The following is an 8,615-nucleotide window of genomic DNA, read 5'->3' as shown; positions in this document are numbered from 1 at the left end:
TTTTTAAACAAAAGTCTCATTGTGTTGTGAAAAGAATCATACTCAGTATTGAAATCTACAGAGGCAGAATCTTTGTCAATTATTTGAATACGCTCTTTATCGAAAGCAGAAATGGGATTGTTTGCAGAAATAATAAAGGGCTCATCAAGTAATAAGGTGCCTGATTTAAGAGGAGAAACCACCAAACTGTCTGTTTCTTCTTCTTTCAGTCTCACAGAGAGCGAATCTGTTATAGAGCGACTACTTACTTTAAAAGACAAAGAGTCTGTCTCGATTTTAGGTGTAAACCAATAATTTAAAGTGTCCTTACCCTTTTCTTTGGTAATAACATATTTAAATCCTGAAGGTTTAGTATTCAATAATTCTATTTGTACACTATCTGCATTGCCTTCATATCCAAATTGAAGTTTTTGACGATTGCTTGAACTTAAACGAATCATTGAATAGTCAGGAGTTTCCTTAAACAGGTTAATGTTATAGGTAGTGTCTTCAGGAATTGAAATCGGCTTATCCAAAAAACCAATTTTATCAACCTTTGGATCAAATTTATAATTCGAGTTATTGTCTTTTAAACCCACTAACAAATAGCTTCCTTCTTTAATATTTTCTATTGAAAAATAGCCAGGTGCACTTAGAGAACTTGCCACATAGAACGGTTTGCTTTTATAAATAACCGAATCAGTAAATTGCTCATTTATTTCATACAACATAACAGTTACGTTCTCGTCCGGTTTGATATTTAATGCGTCTGTTATAGTTCCTAAAACTTTTAAACTGTCAATGTAAGTCCCGGTTGAAAATACATATTTAAAATAATCAAAACTGTTATCCTCATTGTTGTCAACTATACTAGACCCAAAATTGATGGTGTATGTAGTGTTTTCTTTTAAGGTGTCATTGATAACAATTTTTAAGGTTTTTGAAGTACCGAAAGGAGTAATTACGGGTTGGTTGTCAAGAGGGGGAGAAATAATTAGTTGATTTTGAAGGTCTTTTAGTTTGATGTACTCATCAAATTGAATAGTGATTTCGTTTCCTTTAAAGTTAGTGGAATAGTTTTCAGGAGCTGCTTTTAAAATTACCGGCGGAATGGTATCTCGTGCACCCCCTTCAGGATTTCCGCGTTTAGCACAGTCAATAAAAGACAATGAAAACAACAGCAGAAATACAATGTATAAGTAATTACCCTTCATACTGCAAAGATGCAAAAAAATAGTGCAAATTTTGCCGGATACATTTTGATTGTATTCAATCTAAATTTATTTAGTAATTGCAATGGTTGCAAAACTCACTTTTACTTTGCCGGCTTTTAAAAGTTTTGAAGTACACGCTTCCAAAGTTGCTCCTGAAGTCACAATATCGTCCACAATTAAAAGGTGCTTGTCTTTAATTTTTTGAAGTTGCTGAACTTCAAACACTTCCTGTTGACTGAAAATTCGGCTCAAACGCTCTTTGAATACTTGTGATTTTGTGGGCGTAATTTTCACCAAAACGTCGTCTATATAAGGAACATTTAGGGCTTGAGCAATTTCTATTCCAAACAATTCTACTTGATTATACCCTCGTTGTCTCAGTTTTTTCTTGTGTAGGGGAACCGGGATTACTGCATCAACCTCCTGATAGGCTTTACATTCAGAAAGTTCAGCCCCAAGCCATTTTCCAAATTCAGATCCAATAGTCTGGACTCTTTTATATTTCAATGCGTGCACAAATTTTTGGGTCAGTCCGTTTTTTTTAAAATACAGCAGAGCAGTCGCATTTTCAACAGGAATTCTTCCAAAAAATATCTGAAGCATTTCATCACTTCCACTTTGGTGAAAGCACGCTAAAGGAAGACTATGCCTGCAATAAGTACAGATTTCTGCCTCTTCTGACAAAAGTTCTCTTTGGCAACCCCTGCATAGTTTAGGAAAGAAAATATTTAACATTTAATTTTAACACTTTATCGTTTTTTAAACACACTGCTAAGATTTCTTCAACTACATTAGCTTAATATTACAAGTTACAAAAATTAACCTAACCAAATGGAAACCGAGAACAAAAAACAAAACACTGCCCTAAAATGGTTTATTGGCATTCTTGCTTTATTGCTTGTTGCTTTAACCGTATTTACAATTAAACTTTATCAGGATTCACAAAAGGCCACTACCAATCTTGAAATTCAAAAAATGGATATTGAAAAAGAATTGGAAGAATTGCTGGTCAATTATAATCTGACCATTGAAGAAAACCAGTCCAAAGACTTACAACTTCTGGAAGCGAGAGACCGCATAGTCGTTTTGCTCGATTCTGTGAAAGATGCTCAAGCAAATTTGGATCTCATAAGGAGGTATCGCGTTGAAATCAACAACTTAAAAAATGAACGCAATGTCCTTTTCAGGCGCGCAGATAGTTTAAGAATTGTAACCGAGCAATTACAATTGGAAAAAGACAGTACGGCGTTGGTTCTTGATGAAACTGTTAAAAAGGTTGACTCTATTTCTCTACAAAATCAAGCCCTAGCTGAAGTGGTTGCAAAAGGAGCGGCTTTAAAGGTAACGCGACTCGACGCAAAAGGGGTGCTTGTTAGAAACAGCGGTAAAATAGTTGAAACAAACCGTTCCCGAAGAGCTGACAAAATCAGGACCTGTTTTACAATCAATGCCAATGAAATTGCTGAATCGGGTGACAGATTGCTTTTCATACAAGTCATCAACCCTGAAAACAATGTGCTGGGGGAAAAATCAATTGTTAATTTTGAAGACAAAATTTTGACTTACAGTGCTACTTCAAACGTTTTTTACGAAAATGAGGAGTTGGATGTTTGTGTTTTGGTGAATGCAGTTGAAGATGACCTGATTGAAGGAATTTATCACATCAATGTGTTTGATGGACCACGTATGGTCGCTAATTCTATTTTAGAACTTAAATAACACATTTTATTACAAAATTTAAAACCGCTTCGGCAATTTTCGAGGCGGTTTTTTCTATTTTTGCCCTATGATAAACAAAGAAGAACATTTTAAGAAAGTGATTTCACATGCCAAGGAATACGGATTCATTTTTGGCTCCAGTGAAATCTATGACGGTCTTAATGCTGTGTATGACTATGCACAAAACGGGGTTTTGTTAAAAAACAATATTCGTGAATACTGGTGGAAAAGCATGGTGCAAATGCACCAAAACATTGTGGGGCTTGATGCCGCCATTTTGATGCACCCTACTACCTGGAAGGCTTCCGGTCACGTTGATGCTTTCAACGACCCGCTTATTGACAACAAAGATTCCAAAAAACGCTATCGTGCCGACGTCCTGGTAGAAGATTATGCCGAAAAACTGCATCAAAAAGCACTCAAGGAAATTGATAAAGCCAAAAAGCGCTTTGGTGACGCCTTTGATGAGGAACAGTTTGTAGCAACCAATGAGCGTGTCATCAGATACCGCACACAGCAAAATGAAATTGTAAAGCGCCTGGCAAAATCTTTGGAAAACGAAGATTTGGCCGATGTCAAAGCCCTTATAGAAGAATTAGAAATTGCAGACCCGTTAACCGGTTCTAAAAACTGGACAGAAGTGAAACAGTTCAACCTGATGTTTGGCACAAAGTTAGGTGCTTCTGCAGACAAGGCAACTGATTTATATCTGCGCCCTGAAACAGCACAAGGAATTTTTGTCAACTTCCTGAATGTACAGAAAACAGGGAGAATGAAAGTGCCTTTTGGTATCGCTCAAACTGGTAAAGCCTTCAGAAATGAAATTGTTGCCCGCCAGTTTATTTTCAGAATGCGTGAATTTGAACAAATGGAAATGCAATATTTTGTGCGTCCCGGCGAAGAATTAAAATGGTACGAATACTGGAAAGAAGTACGCTATAATTGGCATATGTCATTAGGCTTAGGCAAAGAGAATTACCGTTTTCACGACCATGAAAAATTAGCGCATTATGCCAATGCCGCTACCGATATTGAATTTGATTTTCCTTTTGGTTTTAAAGAACTGGAAGGCATTCACTCAAGAACTGACTTTGATTTAAAAGCGCACGAAGAGTTTTCAGGCAAGAAGCTCCAATTTTTTGACCCGGAATTGAATAAAAGCTATGTGCCTTATGTCATTGAAACCTCTATTGGCCTGGACAGAATGTTTCTGGCGGTATTTAGCAAAGCACTTGAGGAAGAAACGCTGGAAGATGGCAGCACGCGTGTGGTATTGAAAATACCTGCTGTGATTGCACCCACAAAGGCAGCAGTACTCCCATTAATTAAGAAAGACGGTTTACCGGAAATAGCACAAAAAATCATTGAAGACCTACAGTGGGATTTTCAAGTAGCTTATGATGAAAAAGATGCTATTGGAAAACGCTACCGCAGACAAGATGCTATCGGCACACCCTTTTGTATCACAATAGATCACGACACAAAAACAGATAATAAAGTTACCATCAGGCAAAGGGATGCTATGACTCAGGAACGGGTAGCTATAGAAAATCTTCGTGAAATTATTGGCAAACAAGTGGCCATCAAAAACTGGTTAAAATAAATGCTTCAGGAGAGAAATAGTTTAAGCTTAAAAAACTTTAGGGAATATTCAGGTAATAACCCCCTGACAATCTGAATAGTAAAATAAAAGTTGGGAATTGGTTTAAAATTACCTAAAAAAATAAAAAAAACATATATCTGTTTATTTTTTAATCCCTTAGGGTTGTATTGTTGATTTTAAAATCCTTATATTTGCGGTCTTGTAAAAAAATTAATTTTTTAATCCCTAAATTATATTAGAATGACAAAAGCAGATATCGTAGCTAAAATATCAGAAAAGCTAGGAATGGAAAAAGGAGATGTACAGGCAACTGTAGAAAGTTTTATGGCAGAAGTAAAAACCTCATTAGAAAGTGGAGACAATGTTTACTTACGTGGTTTTGGAAGTTTCATTATTAAAACAAGAGCAGAAAAAACTGGTCGTAACATTTCAAAAAATACAACGATAAAAATTCCAGCACACAACATCCCGGCATTTAAACCTGCAAAAGTTTTTGTAGAAAGTGTAAAAGAAAATGTTGCTGTAAAATAATTAATAACTTAAAAAAGACACACTATGCCAAGTGGTAAAAAAAGAAAAAGACACAAGGTAGCAACCCATAAGCGCAAAAAAAGAAGCCGCGCTAATCGCCATAAGAAAAAGTAGTTTCTAACTACTTTTTTTAGTTAAGAGAATTACGTTCTTTGAAAAAGAAATTTTACAGACAATCAATAGTTTTTGGGTAAACCATTGAAGTCAAATTAAGGTTTCACCGGGTATTATTCTTACGCTCAAGTAAGAAACCTGTGAGAAATATTGTTTAATCCATCTGTCCTGAAATGCTTTTTAAGCAAATAAAACGGGGCGGATAAAAATTACTAAGAGTGAACTACGAATTATTTATCAGATCCAGTTCCTCAGAAGTTGATTTTGCCCTTCTTAAAGATGGAAAACTAATTGAATTACACAAGGAAGAGGACGACAGTGAATTTGCTGTTGGCGACGTGTTTATCGCCAAAACCCGCAAAACTGTTCCGGGTCTCAACGCCGCTTTTGTTAATGTAGGATACGAAAAAGACGGATTCTTGCATTATCAGGATTTAGGGCCACAACTCCCATCCCTGTTAAAATTCACAAAACTTGTAAGCACAGGTAAACTTAAAGATTACTCTTTAAAGAATTTCCCATTTGAGAAAGATATTGATAAAAATGGTAAGATAAACGAAGCCATTAAATCAAATCAATCTATTTTGGTTCAAATAGTAAAAGAACCTATCTCCACCAAAGGACCCAGAATTAGTTCTGAGTTATCATTGGCAGGGAGATATATTGTTTTGGTGCCCTTTTCAGACCGTGTTTCTATTTCACAAAAAATAGAATCCAAAGAAGAAAAAGAGCGTTTAAAGCGATTGGTACAAAGCATCAGGCCCAAAGGCTTTGGTGTTATTATTAGAACCGTAGCAGAGGGTAAAAAAGTAGCAGAACTGGACAAAGATTTACAAAACTTGCTCGACCGTTGGTCAGCAATGTGTAAAAAGCTACAAAACGCGCATCACCCGTCAAAAGTAATGAGTGAGATGAACAGAGGTCTATCCCTTATCAGGGATTTACTCAATGATTCTTTTACAGCAATACATATTGATGACGAAGCGCTTTACTTAAAAATTAAAGATTATGTGCACGAAGTTGCACCACAGAAAGAATCAATCGTTAAGTTGTATGACTCCAAGGTTCCCATTTTTGAAAAATTTGGGATCGAAAGACAAATAAAAACCTCTTTCGGGCGAACTGTTTCAGGAAGTAAAGGTGCCTATTTGGTCATTGAACACACTGAGGCTCTCCATGTTGTCGATGTAAACAGCGGAAACCGCTCAAACAAATCAGATAGTCAGGAAGCTACAGCTCTTGAAGTCAATATAATCGCAGCAACAGAGCTGGCACGCCAACTCCGCCTGCGTGATATGGGAGGGATAATTGTTGTCGATTTTATCGATATGTCAAACCCCAACCACAGAAAACAACTGTTCAATCACTTACGTGATGAAATGAAAGATGACAGGGCAAAACACAAAATTTTGCCGCCCAGTAAATTTGGATTGATCCAAATTACACGACAACGCGTTAGACCTGAAATGAATATTAAAACCCGTGAGCTCGACCCTAACGGCGAAGCCGGAGAGATTGAAGCTCCCATTTTAATCATAGACAGGATTAATGCAGATTTAAAAAGATTAATTAAAAAAGACTATAAAAAGATAACCTTAAACACACATCCTTTTATAGCAGCCTTCTTAATAAAAGGCTTTCCATCGATACGTTCTAAATGGTTTTTAGAACATAAAAAATGGGTGAAAATTCAACCAAGAGATGCTTACACCTATCTCGAATACCACTTTATTGATAAAGACGGTAAAGAGATAAAATAGTAAAAGCGCCACGCTCTGAACTCGTTTCAGAACTTCGGCGCTTTTTGTTTTTACAAACTATTATAAATTACCCCTTCAAACTGGCGCTCATATATTCACGATTCATACGTGCAATATTTTCCAACGAAATTCCTTTTGGACATTCAATCTCACAGGCACCTGTATTGGTACAGTTTCCAAACCCTTCTTCGTCCATTTGACGCACCATGTTCAAAACACGGTCAGTTGCTTCTACTCTTCCCTGTGGTAACAAGGCAAACTGTGAAACTTTAGCAGAAACAAACAACATTGCCGAAGCATTTTTACACGCCGCCACACAAGCCCCACAACCAATACAAGTTGCTGCATCAAAAGCAGTATCAGCATCGTGTTTATTTACGGGAATGGCATTGGCATCAATCGTATTCCCGGATGTATTTACCGAAATAAACCCACCTGCATGCTGTATGCGGTCAAACGAACTTCTGTCAACAACCAAATCCTTAATTACCGGAAACGCTTTGGCTCTGAATGGCTCAATAAAAATAGTATCCCCATCTTTGAAAGTGCGCATATGCAATTGGCAGGTAGTAATCAAACGGTCAGGACCGTGTGGCTCACCGTTGATTTGTAATGAGCAGGAGCCGCAAATACCTTCACGGCAATCATGATCAAAAGCCACAGGCTCTTCCCCCTTGTTGTTTAATTGCTCATTGAGCATATCAAGCATATCCAAGAAAGACATATCGGGTGAAACATCATTGATTTTATAATCAACGATTTTTCCTTTTTCGTTGTTATTCTGCTGTCTCCAAATTTTTAAAGTAAGATTCATATTTTTAGACTTTAGTGTTGAGTAATGAGAAGTTAGTTTATTTCCTAACATCTCAAGTCTCAAATCTTATTTATAGCTACGAGTAACCAGTTTAATGTTTTCAAAATTCAATTCCTCCTTATGCAATATTGCTTCGCTGGGTTTTCCTTTGTATTCCCACGCAGCTACATAGGCAAAGTTTTCATCATCACGCAACGCCTCGCCTTCTTCAGTTTGATACTCTTCACGGAAGTGACCTCCACACGATTCATTTCTGTGTAATGCATCTTTTGCGAAAAGCTCTCCAAGCTCTAGAAAATCTGCAACACGCAATGCTTTTTCCAACTCCTGGTTTAATCCGTCTGCGATGCCGGGAACTCTCACTTCTTTGTAAAATTCATCGCGCAAGGACGCAATCTCTTCAATCGCTTCATTCAATCCTTCGGCATTTCTTGCCATCCCTACTTTGTCCCACATGATTTTTCCAAGGCGTTTGTGGAAATGGTCTACGGTTTTAGTCCCTTTGTTGTTCATAAAGTGTTCTATCTGGGAGCGCACATTGTTTTCGGCCGCTTCAAACTCGGGCAAATCGGTTGAGATTTTTCCGGTGCGGATGTCTTTTGAAAGGTAATCACCAATGGTGTATGGCAACACAAAATACCCATCAGCCAGACCCTGCATCAATGCTGAAGCCCCCAAACGGTTGGCGCCGTGATCAGAGAAATTGGCTTCCCCAATCGCATAACACCCTTCAATGGTTGTCATCAAATTGTAATCCACCCAAATACCTCCCATGGTGTAATGCACCGCAGGATAAATCATCATAGGTGTTTCATACGGATTCTGATCGACAATCTTTTCATACATCTGGAAGAGGTTTCCATACTTATTGGCAACCACTT

Annotated in this window: 8 protein-coding genes; 4 read left to right on the top strand and 4 right to left on the bottom strand. The window is 37.4% G+C overall.

Translation table 11 applies throughout. From position 1 onward, the window contains the following. The coding region (locus AACY61_RS04525) for an Ig-like domain-containing protein (RefSeq protein WP_339610398.1) at positions 1-1,193 on the bottom strand (1,193 nt) is incomplete at its 3' end. Positions 1,194-1,259: 66 nt separating this feature from the next. Continuing rightward, positions 1,260-1,877 (bottom strand): phosphoribosyltransferase family protein, encoded by a 618-nt coding sequence (locus tag AACY61_RS04520; RefSeq protein ID WP_339610397.1) that lies wholly within the window; start codon positions 1,875-1,877, stop codon positions 1,260-1,262. A 147-nt stretch (positions 1,878-2,024) separates the two neighbouring features. Here AACY61_RS04520 and AACY61_RS04515 point away from each other — a divergent pair, with 147 nt between their 5' ends. The 4 genes from AACY61_RS04515 to AACY61_RS04500 all read left to right on the top strand — a co-directional run bounded on the left by AACY61_RS04515 (position 2,025) and on the right by AACY61_RS04500 (position 6,920). Then, entirely contained in the window at positions 2,025-2,912 is an 888-nt protein-coding gene (locus tag AACY61_RS04515) for a hypothetical protein (protein ID WP_339610396.1), read from the top strand. A 67-nt stretch (positions 2,913-2,979) separates the two neighbouring features. Continuing rightward, positions 2,980-4,515, top strand: a complete 1,536-nt coding sequence (locus tag AACY61_RS04510; protein ID WP_339610395.1) for a glycine--tRNA ligase — start codon at positions 2,980-2,982, stop codon at positions 4,513-4,515. Between the two features lie 240 nt (positions 4,516-4,755). Then, a complete protein-coding gene (locus AACY61_RS04505) occupies positions 4,756-5,046 on the top strand; it encodes an HU family DNA-binding protein (protein WP_339610394.1) in 291 nt (96 codons plus the stop codon). 332 nt (positions 5,047-5,378) lie between these two features. Continuing rightward, a complete protein-coding gene (locus tag AACY61_RS04500) occupies positions 5,379-6,920 on the top strand; it encodes a ribonuclease E/G (protein WP_339610393.1) in 1,542 nt (513 codons plus the stop codon). Positions 6,921-6,987: 67 nt separating this feature from the next. Here the strand turns inward: AACY61_RS04500 and AACY61_RS04495 are convergent, their stop codons facing one another. Together AACY61_RS04495 and AACY61_RS04490 are read right to left on the bottom strand one after the other, a co-directional pair. Further along, positions 6,988-7,734, bottom strand: coding sequence for a succinate dehydrogenase/fumarate reductase iron-sulfur subunit (locus AACY61_RS04495; protein ID WP_339610392.1), 747 nt, complete (start codon positions 7,732-7,734; stop codon positions 6,988-6,990). Positions 7,735-7,800: 66 nt separating this feature from the next. Beyond that, positions 7,801-8,615: FAD-binding protein (locus tag AACY61_RS04490; RefSeq protein ID WP_339610391.1), on the bottom strand; the 815-nt coding region annotated here is incomplete at its 5' end.

It is taken from the genome of uncultured Planktosalinus sp. (assembly GCF_963973675.1).
Classification (GTDB): Bacteria; Bacteroidota; Bacteroidia; order Flavobacteriales; family Flavobacteriaceae; genus Planktosalinus.
Note: the sequence above shows the minus strand (reverse complement) of the source record. Positions and strands in the feature narration are given on the sequence as shown.